The organism is Streptomyces sp. NPDC001634, from assembly GCF_040298185.1.
In the GTDB taxonomy this organism is placed as follows: domain Bacteria; phylum Actinomycetota; class Actinomycetes; order Streptomycetales; family Streptomycetaceae; genus Streptomyces.
In genome coordinates, this window is the sequence record NZ_JBEOZU010000054.1 from 25,184 (window position 1) to 41,679 (window position 16,496).

The 16,496-nt window shown below is 69.5% G+C and carries 12 protein-coding genes; 3 read left to right on the top strand and 9 right to left on the bottom strand.

The window, feature by feature from the left end:
- Positions 1-99 precede the first annotated feature (99 nt).
- Positions 100-1,254, bottom strand: coding sequence for a transglycosylase family protein (locus tag ABT186_RS30250; protein ID WP_351225068.1), 1,155 nt, complete (start codon positions 1,252-1,254; stop codon positions 100-102).
- Between the two features lie 317 nt (positions 1,255-1,571).
- Between ABT186_RS30250 and gnd the strand changes: the two genes are divergently transcribed.
- Complete coding sequence (gene gnd, locus ABT186_RS30255; protein ID WP_351927729.1) at positions 1,572-3,011, top strand: NADP-dependent phosphogluconate dehydrogenase; 1,440 nt, start codon at positions 1,572-1,574, stop codon at positions 3,009-3,011.
- A 515-nt stretch (positions 3,012-3,526) separates the two neighbouring features.
- On the opposite strand, the gene ABT186_RS30260 is transcribed toward gnd, so the two are convergent.
- Entirely contained in the window at positions 3,527-4,246 is a 720-nt protein-coding gene (locus ABT186_RS30260) for an aspartate/glutamate racemase family protein (RefSeq protein WP_351927731.1), read from the bottom strand.
- Positions 4,247-4,271: 25 nt separating this feature from the next.
- Positions 4,272-4,691: an aspartate 1-decarboxylase gene (gene panD, locus ABT186_RS30265; RefSeq protein ID WP_351233586.1), complete on the bottom strand. Its 420-nt coding sequence runs from the start codon at positions 4,689-4,691 to the stop codon at positions 4,272-4,274.
- Positions 4,692-5,283: 592 nt separating this feature from the next.
- Between panD and ABT186_RS30270 the strand changes: the two genes are divergently transcribed.
- Positions 5,284-7,254, top strand: a complete 1,971-nt coding sequence (locus ABT186_RS30270; RefSeq protein WP_351927733.1) for a potassium transporter Kup — start codon at positions 5,284-5,286, stop codon at positions 7,252-7,254.
- A gap of 302 nt (positions 7,255-7,556) precedes the next feature.
- Here the strand turns inward: ABT186_RS30270 and ABT186_RS30275 are convergent, their stop codons facing one another.
- Positions 7,557-7,892 (bottom strand): SAV_915 family protein, encoded by a 336-nt coding sequence (locus tag ABT186_RS30275; protein WP_351233590.1) that lies wholly within the window; start codon positions 7,890-7,892, stop codon positions 7,557-7,559.
- A 181-nt stretch (positions 7,893-8,073) separates the two neighbouring features.
- On the opposite strand from ABT186_RS30275, the gene ABT186_RS30280 reads away from it, so the two are divergent.
- Complete coding sequence (locus ABT186_RS30280) at positions 8,074-8,640, top strand: universal stress protein (RefSeq protein WP_351927735.1); 567 nt, start codon at positions 8,074-8,076, stop codon at positions 8,638-8,640.
- Positions 8,641-8,658: 18 nt separating this feature from the next.
- Here the strand turns inward: ABT186_RS30280 and ABT186_RS30285 are convergent, their stop codons facing one another.
- From ABT186_RS30285 to kdpA, 5 genes are all read right to left on the bottom strand, one after another.
- Positions 8,659-11,202, bottom strand: a complete 2,544-nt coding sequence (locus ABT186_RS30285; protein ID WP_351927737.1) for a DUF4118 domain-containing protein — start codon at positions 11,200-11,202, stop codon at positions 8,659-8,661.
- Between the two features lies 1 nt (position 11,203).
- Positions 11,204-11,887 carry a response regulator gene (locus tag ABT186_RS30290; protein ID WP_351927739.1) on the bottom strand — a complete coding sequence of 228 codons (684 nt, stop codon included), beginning with the start codon at positions 11,885-11,887 and terminating at the stop codon, positions 11,204-11,206.
- Positions 11,888-11,978: 91 nt separating this feature from the next.
- A complete protein-coding gene (locus tag ABT186_RS30295) occupies positions 11,979-12,686 on the bottom strand; it encodes a potassium-transporting ATPase subunit C (protein WP_351233598.1) in 708 nt (235 codons plus the stop codon).
- Positions 12,687-12,691: 5 nt separating this feature from the next.
- Complete coding sequence (gene kdpB, locus ABT186_RS30300) at positions 12,692-14,830, bottom strand: potassium-transporting ATPase subunit KdpB (protein ID WP_351927741.1); 2,139 nt, start codon at positions 14,828-14,830, stop codon at positions 12,692-12,694.
- Positions 14,827-16,491, bottom strand: coding sequence for a potassium-transporting ATPase subunit KdpA (kdpA, locus tag ABT186_RS30305; RefSeq protein ID WP_351233602.1), 1,665 nt, complete (start codon positions 16,489-16,491; stop codon positions 14,827-14,829). The genes kdpB and kdpA overlap by 4 nt, the downstream gene beginning before the upstream one ends.
- Between the last annotated feature and the right edge of the window lie 5 nt (positions 16,492-16,496).

The following is a 16,496-nucleotide window of genomic DNA, read 5'->3' on the forward strand; positions in this document are numbered from 1 at the left end:
CCGGACCGTCTGCCGCCGGGGCGCATCGGACCATGACCGGACCGTCTGCCGCCGTGGCGCATCGGACCATGACCGGACCGTCTGCCGCCGTGGCGGGCGTCAGATCGTGGCGCCGCCCGCCCGGAGATAGGCGACCGGATTGACGTCGCTGCCGAACTCGGGCCCCGTCCGCACCTCGAAGTGCAGATGCGGGCCCGTGCTGTTGCCGGTGGAGCCGGAGCGGCCGATGCGCTGGCCGGTCGCCACACTCTGCCCGTCCTTCACGGAGATCGCCGACAGATGGGCGTACTGCGTGTAGCGGCCGTCGGCGTGCCGGATGATCACCTGGTAGCCGAAGGAACCGCCCCAGCCGGCGCTGACGACCTGGCCGGCGGCCACGGCCTTCACGGAGGTGCCGGTGGGCACGGGGAAGTCGACGCCCGTGTGGTAGCCCTTGGACCACTCGGAACCCGCGGCGTGGTACGGCGTGCCCATCGCTGCGTTCACCGGGGCGACCATGGAGTCGGTGGTGGTGGCCCGGTCCGAAGTGGTCTTCTGCGGGGACGACTTGTGGGTCGGCGGGGACGACTTGTGGGTCGGCGTACGCGTCGGGTCCGTGTGCGTCGTCGGCTTCCCGCGCAGGTTCAGCCGCTGTCCCGGCAGAATCAGATCCGGGTCGGCGCCGACGGTCCTGCGGTTGGCCGCGTACAGCCGCTGCCAACCTCCCTGGACGCGGTGCGTGTCGGCGATACCCGACAGCGTGTCGCCGCGTACCACGGTGTACATCTCGACGGTGCCCGCATGCGACTGGGGCGTGGTCTGCGGTTTCACATCGCGGACGGAGCGCTTGGCGGTCCGGGTGGACGTCCCCGAGGTGTCGACATCGGGCGTGTCACCGCTTCGGGTGAGGCCGGCGTGCACCGAACAGACCGGCCAGGCCCCGGGCCCCTGCCCCTTGAGGACCTTCTCGGCCACGGCGATCTGCTGGTCCCTGGTGGCCAGATCCGCCCGCCGGGCGTACGCCGTTCCGCCGTACGCCTCCCACGTGGACTGGGTGAACTGCAGTCCCCCGTAGTAGCCGTTGCCGGTGTTGATGCTCCAGTTGTTGCTCGACTCGCACGCGGCGACCTTGTTCCAGGTGTCCACGTCGGCCGCGTGCGCGGCCCCGGCGCCGATGAGTGGTATCGCCATCCCGGCGCCGCCCGCCGTGACGGTGAGCGAGGCGCGGTTGATCCTTGTCGGCTGATACCGGCGGTGCCGGCCGCGTACGGCCATGGAGAGCCCCCTCGACATGCGTCAGGAGGGGCAAAAGTAAGCGCTGCGAACAGGCCATGACAAGACGGCAATCGGCCGCTCCATCGCGCCAACTGACCAGGAATCGCCCCCTGTTGCCACAGCGGGAGGAAACGGCTGAGGCGCGTGGGAAAAGCGTGCGTAATCCTGGGCGTAACACCCGGATGCGCGGTGGGCGCACCGGCACGTCAGGATGGTCACCGGGCAATACTGACGAGCACGACCGGCACCACCCATTGGGGATGCCTCAAGGACCGAACCGGCACCGCCGATTCCAGGACCTCCAGGAGCCAACCGTTATGAGCACTTCCGCCCAGATCGGCGTCACGGGTCTCGCGGTCATGGGCCGCAACCTCGCCCGCAACTTCGCGCGCAACGGCTATACGGTCGCCCTGCACAACCGGACCGTGGCACGGACCCATGACCTCGTGAAGGAATTCGGACACGAGGGCGACTTCGTGCCGACCGAGACCGCGAAGGACTTCGTCGCGGCGCTGGAGCGGCCCCGTCGTCTGATCATCATGGTGAAGGCGGGCGGGCCCACCGACGCGGTGATCCAGGAGTTCGCCCCGCTCCTGGAGCCCGGCGACATGATCATCGACGGCGGCAACGCGCACTTCGCGGACACCCGCCGCCGCGAGAAGGAGCTGCGCGAGCAGGGCATCCACTTCGTCGGCACGGGCATCTCCGGCGGCGAGGAGGGCGCACTGCACGGGCCGAGCATCATGCCGGGCGGCTCGAAGGAGTCGTACGAATCCCTGGGCCCGATGCTGGAGAAGATCTCCGCGAAGGCGAAGGACGGCGCGCCGTGCGTCACCCACGTCGGTCCCGACGGCGCCGGGCACTTCGTGAAGATGGTGCACAACGGCATCGAGTACGCCGACATGCAGCTGATCGGCGAGGCGTACCAACTGCTGCGCGATGTCGCCGGCTACACCCCCGCGCAGATCGCCGAGATCTTCCGCACCTGGAACACCGGCCGCCTGGACTCGTACCTGATCGAGATCACGGCGGAGGTGCTCTCCCACGTGGACGCGGCGACGGGCAAGCCGTTCGTCGACGTGGTCCAGGACCAGGCGGAGCAGAAGGGCACCGGACGCTGGACGGTCCAGATCGCGCTCGACCTCGGCGTACCGGTCTCCGGGATCGCGGAGGCGGTCTTCGCCCGCTCCCTGTCCGGGCACACGGCACTGCGCGAGGCCTCACGCGGGCTGGCCGGGCCCAAGCCCGCGCCACTCGGCGAGGCGGAGGCGGCGGCCTTCGCCGACCACGTCGAGCAGGCGCTGTACGCGTCGAAGATCGTGTCGTACACGCAGGGCTTCCACGAGATCGCGGCGGGCAGCGAGGAGTACGACTGGAACATCGACCTCGGCAAGGTGGCCTCCATCTGGCGCGGCGGCTGCATCATCCGCGCCGCCTTCCTGGACCGCATCCGCGCCGCGTACGACGCCCGCGCGGACCTGCCGAGCCTGCTGTCGGACGAGACGTTCGCGCAGGAGATCGCGGCGGCGCAGGACGACTGGCGCGAAGTCCTCGTCGCGGCGACCCGCCAGGGCGTCCCCACGCCCGGTTTCTCCGCGGCGCTCGCCTACTACGACGCCCTGCGCGCCGAGCGTCTGCCCGCCGCGCTCACCCAGGGCCAGCGGGACTTCTTCGGGGCGCACACCTACCGGCGCGTCGACCGGGAGGGCTCGTTCCACACGCTGTGGGGCGGGGACCGGTCGGAGGTCGAGGCGTAGCGGCCGGGCTGGGAGGCTTCGCTCCGCAAGGACGCGGGGTATGAGGATGGCCCGGCGCGAGGCCTTTCCCCCTGCGCCGGGCCACGTCCAATCCCTACTTGTTCCGAATTTAATCCGACTTATTGCGACTTGGTTACTTCAGGGGCGGTCCTGGCTCGGGCTCTGGAACAGGATCCGGGCCCGGTGGTTGGGGAATCGGGGACGGCGGCGGCTCGGGAGTGGGCCGCGGCTCCGGGCTGGGCACCGGTTCCGGGCCGGGCTGCGGACGGTCGGGACCCGGTCCCGGCGGCACCGGGCCCGGTTCGGGCGGCGTTGGCCCTGGACCCGGTGGCACGGGCTCCGGCCCAGGTGCGGGGCCCGGTTCGGGGGTCGGCTCCGGTCCCGGTGTCGGTCCCGGTCCGGGGAACGGTCCCGGCTGTGCGGGATCGGGGAACGGATGCGTCATCGTGTCCTCCAGCCAGTCGATACATCGGCCCTGGACATCTCCCCCGGGTACCCGGCCGCCGCGCGGGCACTCACCCCGTCGCGGTACGCACAGGGACCGGGCGGGCCACCGCACACGAGGACGGCCGACTACCTCGACCGGGCCAGGCGGCGCTGCGGGCGGCTGCGGCGGCCGCCGCGAGCCCCGGCGCGGGGCTCGACAGCACCGGGACGGCGGTCCTGGTCAGATGCTGCGCCGGGGCCATCGAGGCCTGGGCGAGCACGATCGCGTCGGCGGCGGTGATCCCGTCGACCGCGCCGGCTACCGCACGCACATACCCGTCCATGTCACCCGCCTCGAAACGGTCCCACGCGCCCTCGACGAGCAGGGCGCGCACCTCGACCGATCGCCCCGCCGCCTCCTCCCGGATCAGGGCGGCCGTCGGCTCCAGAGTGCTCTCCACCGAGGCGACCACGACGACGCGGGGGCCCGCCGCCACCGCGGCGGCGGCCATCGGCCGGTCCACGCGCAGTACGGGCACCCCGACCCCCGCGCGCTCGGCGACCGCGCCGATGGTCGAGCAGGTGCAGAGCACGGCCCGGGCGCCGGCCGCGACGGCCTCGCCGAGCAGTTCCCGGACATCGTCGGCCACGGCGTCCGGGCCCTGGGTACGGGCGCGATCCAGCAGTTCCTCGGCCACGAGGTGCGCCAGCGTGAGCCCCGGATGGGCCTCGTCGCGCAGGGACTCGAAGACGGGGATGTGGACGGGCGAGGTGTGGAGCAGGGCGAGCGGCCCGGCGTACGAGGTCATGGGACCCGATCCGTTGGTCAGGCGCTCAGACCGCGACGGCCTGCGGGCTGCGCTCCTGGTCCGAGCCCGGCACCGGCGCGGACGGGTCGGTGCCCAGGGCCACGATCCGGTTGTCGCCGTCCACGTGTACGACCCGCGGCCGCAGGCTCCGCGCCTCGGCATCGGAAACCTGGGCGTAGCTGATGATGATCACCAGATCGCCGGGGTGGACCAGATGCGCCGCGGCCCCGTTGATCCCGATCACGCCGGACCCGCGCTCACCCTCGATGACGTACGTCTCCAGACGGGCGCCGTTGGTGATGTCGACGATGTGGACGAGCTCACCGGGCAGCAGGTCGGCGGCGTCGAGGAGGTCGGCATCGATGGTCACGGATCCGACGTAGTGGAGGTCGGCCTGGGTGACGGTGGCACGGTGGATCTTGGACTTGAATAGATTACGAAGCATTCAGCACTCCCGAATTCGCTCCCTGCCCGCGTTTTTGCAGGTCAAGGGCTGCCCCTCAGTTTACAACGGCTCATCCTCCAGCCAACGCCCCCACACATTGAGGGATTCACGCTGACTGCTTGCTGAGTCAGCTGACAGTTCGCTAGTCAGATACTGAAGTCTGCATAAGCCATCAGCCTCACCCACGACCGAGAACCTTGACCAGGGTATGGACCGGCGCCCAGAGCCGCATCGAGATTCACGTCACGGCCCGGCAGGAGAAGGACACCCCCTGAACACCCCTCGGTGCGCAATGAATCGTAAGTGGTGACGAAGCCGGCGACTCTCTGCTGGGCCACTTATTCGGACTCCTCGAGCCAGGACCCAGAGGGCACCGCCCCGCATGCTGCCTCCGGACGAGAGCCGCGCTCTGTAAGCCCGGCGGCTCCACCGGCGCTGCTCCCCCTCGTTGGAAACCCTCACTGGGAGCCAGACGAGGTGGCCCCGTTCGAACGAAGCGGCGTGCGCTACCAACGGCTGTGCATGTGATCGGTATCTTCGCGGCGTAAGCCACCTGGCCTGCAGCACAGCGGCCCTAGCGGAGGAGGATGCCATGGCCGATCCCCGGCACGGAGCCGCGTCGGGCGGCGGATCCGCATCGTGGCTGCCGGAGAGTCATGATGCGAGCGCGCACGACGCGGTGCGTCTCGCGCTGGTCATCGGTGCCCTCGGCGTTGTCTTCGGTGATATCGGGACCAGCCCGATCTACACGCTCCAGACCGTGTTCAATCCGAGCGACCCGCATCCCGTCCCCGTCAGCACGCAGAACGTGTACGGGGTGGTGTCGCTGGTGTTCTGGTCAGTGATGATCATTGTGACGGTCACGTATGTACTGCTGGCGATGCGTGCCGACAACGAGGGCGAGGGCGGCATCATGGCGCTGATCACCCTTGTACGGCGGTGGGGCTCGCAGCGTGGCCGGCGGACGACGGCCGTGCTGGCCGCGCTCGGCGTCTTCGGCGCCTCGCTGTTCTTCGGCGACAGCATGATCACCCCGGCGATCTCGGTGCTGTCCGCGGTTGAAGGGCTCAAGGTCGTCCAGCCGTCGCTGGAGAGCGCGGTCGTGCCGATCACCGCGGTGATCATCGTCTTGCTGTTCATCGTGCAGCGCAGAGGAACCGCGGCGGTGGGCCGGATGTTCGGGCCGGTCATGATCGCCTGGTTCGCGGCCATCGGCGCCTGCGGTGTGGCCGGCATCGCCGACCACCCGGCGATCCTCAGAGCGCTGTCGCCAAGTTATGCCCTGGGTTTCCTGTTCGGCCATTTCGGCACCGCCTTCTTCGCCCTGGCCGCGGTCGTGCTCGCGGTCACCGGCGCGGAAGCGCTGTACGCGGACATGGGGCACTTCGGCCGCCGGGCCATCACACGCGGTTGGATGTTCCTCGTCTTCCCGGCGTGCGTTCTTAGCTACTTCGGCCAGGGCGCCCTGATCCTCGCCGACCCGCACAACATCAGCAGCCCCTTCTTCCTGCTCGTGCCCCACTGGGGCAGGTGGCCGATGGTCCTGCTGGCCACGGCGGCCACGGTGATCGCCTCCCAGGCCGTGATCACAGGCGCGTACTCGGTCACCTCCCAGGCCGCCCAGCTCGGCTACCTGCCGAGGCTGCGGATCGCGCACACCTCCGAATCCACCATCGGCCAGATCTACGTCCCCTGGATCAACTGGCTGCTGATGGTCTCGGTCCTCACCCTGGTGTTCGCCTTCCGCAGCTCCACGGCGCTCGCCTTCGCGTTCGGCATGGCGGTCACCGGCACCATCACCATCACCACCCTGCTGTTCTTCTACGTCGCCCGCGCCAAGTGGGGCACACCCAAGTGGCTGATCACCGTCGGCGCAACCGTGCTGCTCTTCGTGGACCTGCTGTTCGTGGCGGCCAACCTGACCAAGCTCGTCCACGGCGCGTGGCTGCCGCTGCTGATCGGCCTGACCGCGTTCACCGTCATGACCACCTGGCAACGCGGCCGCGAACTCGTCACAGCCGAACGAATCCGCCAGGAGGGTCCGCTGCCCGAGTTCATCGACCGCCTCCGCAGTGGCGAGGTGTCGACGCTGCGGGTCCCCGGCACGGCCGTCTTCCTCAACCGCGGCAAGCAGACCACGCCACTGGCCATGCGGGCCAACGTCGAGCACAACCACGTACGGCACGACCAGGTCGTGATCCTCTCCCTCCAGACCGAGCCGGTGCCCCGCGTCCCGGCCGACCGGCGGCTCGTCGTCGACGACCTCGGCTACGCCGACGACGGGATCATCCACGTCACCGCCCGGTTCGGCTACATGGAGACCCCGGACGTACCCAGTACCCTGGCCATGCTCGAGCCGGCCCAGACCGAAGGGCCGTTGCAGCTCGACCAGGCGTCCTACTTCCTGTCGAAGATCGATCTCCGGCGGGGCAAGGAACCGACGATGGCACCCTGGCGCAAGCGGCTGTTCATCGCCACCTCCTACATCACCGCAGACGCCGCCGAGTACTTCGGGCTGCCCCGTGACCGCACGGTCATCATGGGCTCACACATCGAGGTATAGGTGCCTGCTGATTGCCCGCGCACCCCCACCACGCTCCCTGCCTGTTGACGGCGCGTTCTCACCCAGGAAGGGGCCAGCGGCGAGGCCGCTGAGGAGTCGGAACAACCTCCTCAGGGTCGGGCGGAGTTGGTGTGCTTCGTAGGGCGGTCGTGCGCCTCCCGGTATGGCCGCGGTCGCAGGCAGACCTCGGCCTCATCCAGGACGTAGACGGGGGTACCGAAGGGGTCGGGGGCCACACCGAGGGGTCCGCACCGTGTTAGGGGCAGTGGGTTCGTCAACCGCGGTCATCGTGTCTTCCCCGCTCAGGCGGTCCGCAGCACGAAAGCAGGTGCCGGTGCGGACATCGGCCTGGGGGCCGGGGCGGTGAACTGCGGGTCCACCGTGAGGGCCATGACGCCGAGCGGCGCGGTCAGCGCACGCAACGCAGGCTCGGCAAGGCGGATCCACGCCTGGTCACGGCCGAGCGTGGCGGTCAGCCGACGCAAGGAGGTGAAGCCGACGGCCGTACGGTCGCCGAGCGGAGTGCGGAAGAGCCGGGCCGCACAGCCGGAGGGGCCCGGTCGGACCGGGACGCACAGGGAGCCGGCCGGGAACCGATCGGAGGGCTCGAGGTCTTCGCCGTATAGGAGTTGTGCCATGGCGACCTTGACGGAATGCTGACGTGCCTGGTCAGAGGGCATGGAGAGAGCCGTCAGAGGGGCGCCAAGAACTGGCGTACGGGCTGTTCGAAAGCCCTGCGGGGAGGTGAGATGGAAGCGATTCCAAGGAGGATCGTCGACCAGGACACCTTCGGTCGGCGTGTGCAGAACGGTGAAAAAGATGTCCGAGTCCCAACCACCCTCAGCTTCCCGCGTCGTAGTGGGAGTGAGTGGCTCGCTGGGCAGTCTGACCGCCCTGGGCCGGGCAGCCGAGGAGGCCAGGCGCCGGGAGGCCGAGCTTTGGCCGGTGTTGGCTTGGGAGCCGCCCGGCGGGGACCACGCTGCTCGCAGGTTCCCGGCCGCGGTCGTCATGGTCCAGGAATGGGAGCGGCTGGCACGGGAGAGGCTTGTCGGCGCGCTGCGTGAGGTGTTCGGCGGCACGGACACCGGGTTGCCCGGGCAGGCGCTCGTCGTCCGGGGCGCCCCGGGGGCGATGCTGGTGCGGATTGCCGACCGAAAGGACGACATCCTGGTGGTCGGTGCCGGACAGCGGGGCCGGGTGCACCGGGCGCTGTCGCCGTCGGCCGGCCGCTTCTGCCTCGCCCATGCCACCTGTCCCGTCCTCGCGGTGCCGCCGTCCCCGCTGCAGGCGGCGCTGGCGTCCGTGCACCGGCGCAACACCTGGCGGCTGCGGCTGGACATGAGGGACCTCCAGAAGGAGTTCGAGACCGTGCCGCCCGACGCCTGAAGCGGCGGTTTTCGCCCCTCAGGAGGTGGTCGCTGCCGACGGTTCCGGCTGTTCGGGCCGCCGGTCCGGTGTGGTCGGCACGGTGAGCACCATGGTGAGCCCGCCGCCGGGGGTGTCCTCGGCGTGCAGGGTGCCGCCGATGGCCTCGGCGAAGCCGCGCGCGACCGCGAGGCCGAGACCGACACCGACGCCGCGGGGCGAGTCGCCGTAGCGCTGGAAGGGTTCGAAGATGCGGTCCTTGGCCTCGTCCGGGACACCGGGACCCCGGTCGACGACCCGCAGTTCGACACGGTCGGCAAGGGCACTCGCGGACACCAACACCCGTTCCCCCGGCGGGCTGTACTTGACGGCGTTCTCCACGACGTTTGCGACCGCCCGCTCCAGCAGGCCCCGATCCACGTGCACCATGGGCAGGGTCTCGGGGATGTCGAGCTCCACGCTGTCCTCGGGTACCCCGCCGAGCGTCATGGGCACGATCTCGTCGAGGTCGCTTTCGCGGACGATGGGCGTGACCGTGCCGGTCTGCAGGCGGGACATGTCCAGCAGGTTGCCGACCAGATGGTCGAGGCGGTCGGCGCCCTCCTCTATGGCCTCCAGCAGATCGGCCTGGTCCTGTTCGGACCATTCGACGTCGTCGGATCGCAGTGAGGTGACGGCGGCCTTGATGCCGGCGAGCGGGGTGCGCAGGTCGTGGCTGACGGCGGCGAGCAGGGCGGTGCGGATGCGGTTGCCCTCGGCGAGTTCCTTCGCCCGGTCGGCCTCGCTCTGCAGCCGCTGCCGGTCCAGGACCACGGCGGCCTGCGCGGCGAACGCGGCCAGCACCCGGCGGTCGGCGGCGGGCAGCACGCGGCCGCGCAGGGACAGGGCCATGTGGTCGCCGACGGGTACGTCGACGTCCGCGTCCTCAGGAATCCGCGCGGGCTCAGGCCCCACGCTGCCGGCGCAGGTCCAGGGCGCCGTCTCGCCGGTCCGCTCCAGCAGGGCCGCCGACTCCATGCCGAAGGTCTCGCGGACCCGTTCCAGCAGCGCCTCCAGAGTGGTTTCGCCGCGCAGGACGTTCCCGGCGAGGAAGGAGAGGATCTCGGACTCGGCGCGCAGTCGGGCCGCCTGGTGGGTGCGCCGGGCGGCGAGGTCCACCACGGACGCCACGGACACGGCGACCCCGACGAAGATCGCGATGGCGACGATGTTCTTCGGGTCGGCGATCGTCAGGGTGTGGACGGGCGGGGTGAAGTACCAGTTGAGCAGCAGGGAGCCGACCACCGCGGAGGCCAGCGCCGGGAAGAGCCCGCCGAGCAGGGCGGCGGCCACCGTCAGCGTCAGGTACAGCAGCATGTCGTTGGCGAGGCCGACGTCCGGGGCGGCGCTGGTGAGCAGCCATGTCAGCAGGACAGGTCCGAACACGCCGACGAGCCAGCCCCAGATGACCCGGGAGCGTCCGAGGCGCGTTCCTGGAGTCACCGGCAGTCCGCGGCCCTTGCCCACCTCGTCGTGCGTGATCAGGTGCACATCGAGGTCGGGCCCGGAGTCCCGGGCCACCGTCGCACCGACCCCCGGCCCGAAGACGTACTGCCAGCTGCGGCGGCGGGAGACGCCGAGGACGATCTGGGTGGCGTTGACGCCCCGGGCGAAGTCCAGCAGCGCGACTGGTATGTCGTCGCCGACGACGTGGTGGAAGGTGCCCCCGAGGTCCTCGACCAGCGTGCGCTGGACGGCGAGTTCCTTCGGGGAGGCGGCGGTCAGACCGTCGCTGCGGGAGATGTAGACGGCGAGCACCTCGCCCCCGGCGCCCTTCTCGGCGAGCCGGGCGGCACGCCGTATCAGGGTGCGTCCCTCGGGACCGCCGGTCAGACCGACCACGATCCGCTCGCGGGAGCCCCAGATCTTGGAGACCCGGTGTTCGCTGCGGTAGGCGTTGAGGTACTCGTCGACCCGGTCGGCCACCCACAGCAGCGCAAGTTCGCGCAGGGCGGTGAGGTTTCCGGGGCGGAAGTAGTTGGACAGGGCCGCGTCGACCTTGTCCGGCTTGTAGATGTTGCCGTGCGCCATCCGGCGCCGCAGTGCCTGCGGGGACATGTCGACCAGCTCGATCTGGTCCGCGCGGCGTACGACCTCGTCCGGGACGGTCTCCTGCTGCCGCACCCCGGTGATCGACTCGACGACGTCGCCCAGCGACTCCAGGTGCTGGATGTTGACGGTCGAGATCACGTCGATACCGGCGGCCAGCAGCTCCTCCACGTCCTGCCAGCGCTTGGCGTTGCGCGAGCCGGGGATGTTGGTGTGGGGCAGTTCGTCCACGAGCGCCACCTGGGGGCGGCGCGCGAGGACGGCGTCCACGTCCATCTCGGTGAAGACGCCGCCCCGGTAGGCGAGTTCCCGGCGCGGCACCTGCTCCAGGCCGTGCAGCATCACCTCGGTGCGCGGCCGGTGATGGTGTTCGACGAAGGCGACCACGCAGTCGGTGCCCCGCTCGATCCGGCGGTGTGCCTCCGACAGCATTGCGTAGGTCTTGCCGACGCCGGGTGCCGCGCCGAGGTAGATCCGGAGTCTGCCACGTGCCATGTCATCCCTCGAAGCGGTAGCCCATGCCGGGCTCGGTGATCAGATAGCGGGGCCGGGCGGGATCCGACTCCAGTTTCCGGCGGAGTTGGGCCATGTAGACCCGCAGATAGTTGGTCTTGTTGCTCTGCGAGACGCCCCAGACCTCCTGGAGCAGCTGTTTCTGGGTGATCAGCCGCCCGGGGTTGGTCACCAGGATCTCCAGCAGGTGCCATTCGGTCGGGGTCAGCCGTACGTCCCTGCCGTCCCGTACGGCCTTCTTGGCGAGCAGGTCCAGGGTGAAGTGCTCCGTCTCGACCAGTGTCGTCTCGGGGATCAGCGGCGTGTCCTCGGTCCGGCGGACGGCGGCCCGCAGCCGGGCGAGCAGCTCGTCCATGCTGAACGGCTTGGGGATGTAGTCGTCGGCACCGGCGTCGAGGGCGGACACCTTCTCGTCGGACGCCTGCCGGGCGGACAGCACCATGATCGGCACCCGGGTCCAGCCGCGCAGCGCCTTGATGATGTCGACGCCGTCCATGTCGGGCAGGCCGAGGTCGAGCAGGACCACGTCCGGCTGGCGTGCAGCCGCCAGGCGGAGCGCGGTGGCGCCGTCGGGCGCCGCGTCGACGCCGTAATGGCGCGCCTGCAGGTTGATGAGGAGTGCCCGTACGAGCTGCGGGTCGTCCTCCACCACGAGCACCCTGGTCATGGGTGTGTGCCTCTCCTGTCATGCCTGCGGGAGTCGGCGGAACCGGGATGCCTCCCCCGGCCGCCGACTCCCGTGTGGTCGCGTAAAGCCATCACTGCTTCGCTGCGAGGTCCTTGAGCGCGATGTTGAGCTCCAGGACGTTCACCTGCGGCTCGCCGATGAAGCCCAGGGTGCGGCCGGTGGTGTGGTCCTTGACCAGCTTCTCCACCGCGGCGACGGGCAGACCGTTCTTCGCGGCGACCCGGTGCACCTGGAGTTCGGCGTACTCCGGGGAGATGGCCGGATCCAGTCCGGAGCCGGAGGAGGTGACAGCGTCGGCGGGGACGTCGGCCGGCTTCACGGTGTAACCGGGGACCGAGTTGTCCTTCACCACGGCGTCCTTGGCGGCGAGGACCTGGGCGCAGAGCGTCTTGTCCGCGGGCTTGTCCGGGCACTTGCCGTTCACCGCGCCGCTGTCCGCGGACAGGTTGGTGGCACCGGACAGGATCAGCTGGTACCGCGTGTTGACGGAGTTGGTGCCGAGCCCGTTCTGCGGGCGGCCCTGGAACCACTTCAGGTCCGGGTCCGGGCTGGTCTGGCCCTTCTTCAGCGGCAGGTTGTACGTCTGCCCGATCAGCGACGAGCCGACGACCTTGCCGTCCGCCTTGATCTCCGAGCCGTTCGCCTTGTCGCCGAACAGCCCCTGGGCGATGCCGGTCACGACCAGCGGGTAGATGACGCCCGTCACCAGGGTCAGCACGAGGAGGGCCCGCAGGCCCGCCCCGAGCAACCGGACGGTGTTCGTTACGGAGTTGTTCATGGCGATCAGCCGATTCCGGGGATGAGGGAGATGAGCAGGTCGATGATCTTGATGCCGATGAAGGGCGCGATCAGGCCGCCGATGCCGTAGATCCCGAGGTTGCGCCGCAGCATCTTGTCGGCGCTGACCGGCCTGTACTGCACGCCCTTCAGGGACAGCGGCACCAGCGCGATGATGATCAGCGCGTTGAAGATCACCGCGGACAGGATCGCGGAGTCGGGCGAGGACAGGTGCATGATGTTCAGCTTGTCCAGGCCCGGGTAGACCGCCGCGAACAGCGCCGGGATGATCGCGAAGTACTTCGCGACGTCGTTGGCGATGGAGAACGTCGTCAACGCTCCCCGGGTGATGAGGAGTTGCTTGCCGATCTCGACGATCTCGATCAGCTTGGTCGGGTTGGAGTCGAGGTCGACCATGTTGCCGGCCTCCTTGGCGGCCGACGTACCGGTGTTCATCGCCACGCCGACGTCCGCCTGGGCCAGCGCCGGGGCGTCGTTGGTGCCGTCACCGGTCATCGCGACCAGCTTGCCGCCGGCCTGCTCCCGCTTGATCAGGGCCATCTTGTCCTCGGGAGTGGCCTCCGCGAGGAAGTCGTCGACGCCCGCCTCCTCGGCGATCGCCTTCGCGGTCAGCGGGTTGTCACCCGTGATCATGACCGTCTTGATGCCCATGCGGCGCAGCTCCTCGAACCGCTCCCGCATGCCCTCCTTGACGACGTCCTTCAGGTAGATGACACCCAGCACGCGGGCGCCCTTGTCGTCGTTCACGGCGACGAGGAGCGGGGTGCCGCCGGCCTCCGAGATGCGGTTCGCGATGGCGTCGGCGTCCTTGGCGACCGTGCCGCCCTGCTCTTGGACCCAGGCGATGACCGATGCGGTGGCGCCCTTGCGGATCTTCCGGCCGTCGACGTCCACACCCGACATACGGGTCTGGGCGGTGAACTCGATCCACTCCGCGTGCGCCAGCTCGCCCTGGTGGCGCTCGCGCAGCCCGTACTTCTCCTTCGCCAGGACGACGATGGAACGGCCCTCGGGCGTCTCGTCGGCCAGCGAGGAGAGCTGGGCCGCGTCGGCGACCTCCGCCTCGGTGGTGCCCTTGACCGGCGCGAACTCGGCGGCCTGACGGTTGCCGAGGGTGATGGTGCCGGTCTTGTCCAGCAGCAGCGTGGAGACGTCACCGGCGGCCTCGACCGCACGTCCGGACATGGCCAGGACGTTGCGCTGGACCAGCCGGTCCATGCCCGCGATGCCGATCGCGGACAGCAGGGCGCCGATCGTGGTCGGGATCAGGCAGACCAGCAGGGCCACCAGCACGACCATCGTCAGGTGCGTGTGGGCGAAGGTGGCGAACGGCGGCAGGGTCGCCACCGCCAGCAGGAACACGATGGTCAGCGAGGCGAGCAGGATGTTCAGCGCGATCTCGTTGGGCGTCTTCTGCCGGGCGGCGCCCTCGACCAGGTTGATCATCCGGTCGATGAAGGTCTCGCCCGGCTTCGTCGTGATCTTGATGACGATCCGGTCGGACAACACCTTCGTACCGCCCGTGACGGCCGAGCGGTCGCCGCCGGACTCGCGGATGACCGGAGCGGACTCACCGGTGATGGCCGACTCGTCCACCGAGGCGACGCCCTCGACGACGTCACCGTCGCCGGGGATGATGTCGCCGGCCTCGCAGACCACCAGGTCACCGATGGTCAGCGCGGTACCGGGAACCTGCTCCTCCGACGTGCCGTCCGCGAGGAGCCGCCGGGCGACGGTGTCGGTCTTGGCCTTGCGCAAGGTGTCGGCCTGCGCTTTGCCCCGGCCCTCGGCCACGGCCTCCGCCAGGTTGGCGAAGATCACCGTCAGCCACAGCCAGGCGCTGATGGTCCAGCCGAACCACTGGCCCGGGTGCTGGAAGGAGAAGACGGTGGTCAGCACCGAGCCGATCCACACCACGAACATCACGGGGGACTTGACCATCACCCGCGGGTCGAGCTTGCGGAACGCGTCCGGCAGCGACTTGACCAGTGCCTTGGGGTCGAAGAGGCCCGCTCCTACACGGCCCTCGGCGGGCTTGTGCCCGCTGGGGACGTCGCTGTGCGGCGCCCGGGTGGGAGTGGCTGTGGACATGGAGTCCTCTGAGCTCTCTATACGGGTGGTCATGACGCCAGCCCCTCTGCCAGTGGGCCGAGCGCCAGCGCCGGGAAGTACGTCAGACCGGTGATGATCAGGATCGCGCCCACGAGCAGCCCGGTGAACAGCGGCTTCTCGGTGCGCAGGGTGCCCGCGGTCACCGGTACCGGCTTCTGCTCGGCGAGCGAGCCGGCCAGCGCCAGCACGAACACCATCGGCAGGAAGCGGCCCAGCAGCATCGCGAGCCCGGTCATGGTGTTGTACCAGTCGGTGTTCGCGTTCAGGCCGGCGAAGGCCGAGCCGTTGTTGTTCGACGCGGACGTGAACGCGTACAGCACCTCGGAGAACCCGTGCGCACCGGAGTTGAGCATCGAGTGCGGCGGGGTCGGCAGCGCCATCGAGGCGGCCGTGAACACCAGCACCAGGGCGGGGGTGATGAGGATGTAGCAGGCGGCGAGCTTCATCTCGCGGCCGCCGATCTTCTTGCCCAGGTACTCGGGGGTGCGGCCGACCATCAGGCCGGCGATGAACACCGCGATCACGGCCATGATCAGGATGCCGTAGAGGCCGGAGCCGGTGCCGCCGGGCGTGATCTCGCCCAGCATCATGCTCAGCATGGTGATGCCGCCGCCGAGTCCGGTGAAGGAGGAGTGGAAGGAGTCCACCGCACCCGTCGAGGTGAGGGTCGTCGACACCGCGAAGATCGACGAGCCGCCGACGCCGAAGCGGACCTCCTTGCCCTCCATCGCCCCGCCCGCGGCCTGCAGCGCCGCGCCGTGGTGCGCGAACTCGGTCCACATCATCAGCGCGACGAAGCCGAACCAGATGGTGAACATCGTGGCGAGGATGGCGTACCCCTGCTTCACGTTCCCGACCATCACACCGAACGTGCGGGTCAGCGAGAACGGGATCACCAGGAGCAGGAAGATCTCGAATAGGTTCGTGAAGGGCGTCGGGTTCTCGAAGGGGTGGGCGGAGTTGGCGTTGAAGTAGCCGCCACCGTTGGTGCCGAACTCCTTGATGGCCTCCTGCGAGGCGACCGCGCCGCCGTTCCACTGCTGCGAACCGCCCATGAACTGACCGACCTCGTGGATGCCGGAGAAGTTCTGGATCGCACCGCACGCCACCAGGACGATCGCGGCGATCGCCGCGCCCGGCACCAGGATGCGCAGCGTGCCGCGCACCAGGTCGGCCCAGAAGTTGCCCAGTTCACCGGTGCGCGAGCGGGCGAAGCCGCGCACGAGCGCCACCGCGACCGCGATGCCCACCGCGGCGGAGACGAAGTTCTGCACGGTCAGACCGACGGTCTGCACGACGTGACCCATGGTCTGCTCGCCGTAGTACGACTGCCAGTTGGTGTTCGTCACGAACGACACGGCCGTGTTGAACGACTGCGCCGGGTTGACCGCGGAGAAGTGCAGCGAGCCGGGCAGCACGCCCTGCAGCCGCTGCAGCAGGTAGAGGAACAGGACGCTGACCGCCGAGAAGGCCAGCACACCGCGCAGATACGCGGGCCAGGTCATCTCGGTGTCAGGGTTGGCACCGATGGCCTTGTAGACCCACTTCTCCACCCGCAGGTGCTTGTCGGAGGAGTAGACCCGGGCCATGTAGGTGCCGAGCGGGATGTAGGCGAGCGCCAGCGCGCCGATCAGGGCGAGCAGCTGGAGCAGTCCTGCGAGTACGGGACTCATGTCGT

Excerpts from the sequence above, each read along its gene's own strand:
- ABT186_RS30270 (WP_351927733.1), top strand. The coding sequence starts at position 5,284 with ATGGCCGATCCCCGGCACGGAGCCGCGTCGGGCGGCGGATCCGCATCG.
- ABT186_RS30285 (WP_351927737.1), bottom strand. The coding sequence starts at position 11,202 with ATGGCACGTGGCAGACTCCGGATCTACCTCGGCGCGGCACCCGGCGTC.
- ABT186_RS30275 (WP_351233590.1), bottom strand. The coding sequence starts at position 7,892 with ATGGCACAACTCCTATACGGCGAAGACCTCGAGCCCTCCGATCGGTTC.
- ABT186_RS30295 (WP_351233598.1), bottom strand. The coding sequence starts at position 12,686 with ATGAACAACTCCGTAACGAACACCGTCCGGTTGCTCGGGGCGGGCCTG.
- ABT186_RS30290 (WP_351927739.1), bottom strand. The coding sequence starts at position 11,887 with ATGACCAGGGTGCTCGTGGTGGAGGACGACCCGCAGCTCGTACGGGCA.
- ABT186_RS30260 (WP_351927731.1), bottom strand. The coding sequence starts at position 4,246 with ATGACCTCGTACGCCGGGCCGCTCGCCCTGCTCCACACCTCGCCCGTC.
- kdpA (WP_351233602.1), bottom strand. The coding sequence starts at position 16,491 with ATGAGTCCCGTACTCGCAGGACTGCTCCAGCTGCTCGCCCTGATCGGC.
- panD (WP_351233586.1), bottom strand. The coding sequence starts at position 4,691 with ATGCTTCGTAATCTATTCAAGTCCAAGATCCACCGTGCCACCGTCACC.
- ABT186_RS30250 (WP_351225068.1), bottom strand. The coding sequence starts at position 1,254 with ATGGCCGTACGCGGCCGGCACCGCCGGTATCAGCCGACAAGGATCAAC.
- ABT186_RS30280 (WP_351927735.1), top strand. The coding sequence starts at position 8,074 with ATGTCCGAGTCCCAACCACCCTCAGCTTCCCGCGTCGTAGTGGGAGTG.
- kdpB (WP_351927741.1), bottom strand. The coding sequence starts at position 14,830 with ATGACCACCCGTATAGAGAGCTCAGAGGACTCCATGTCCACAGCCACT.
- gnd (WP_351927729.1), top strand. The coding sequence starts at position 1,572 with ATGAGCACTTCCGCCCAGATCGGCGTCACGGGTCTCGCGGTCATGGGC.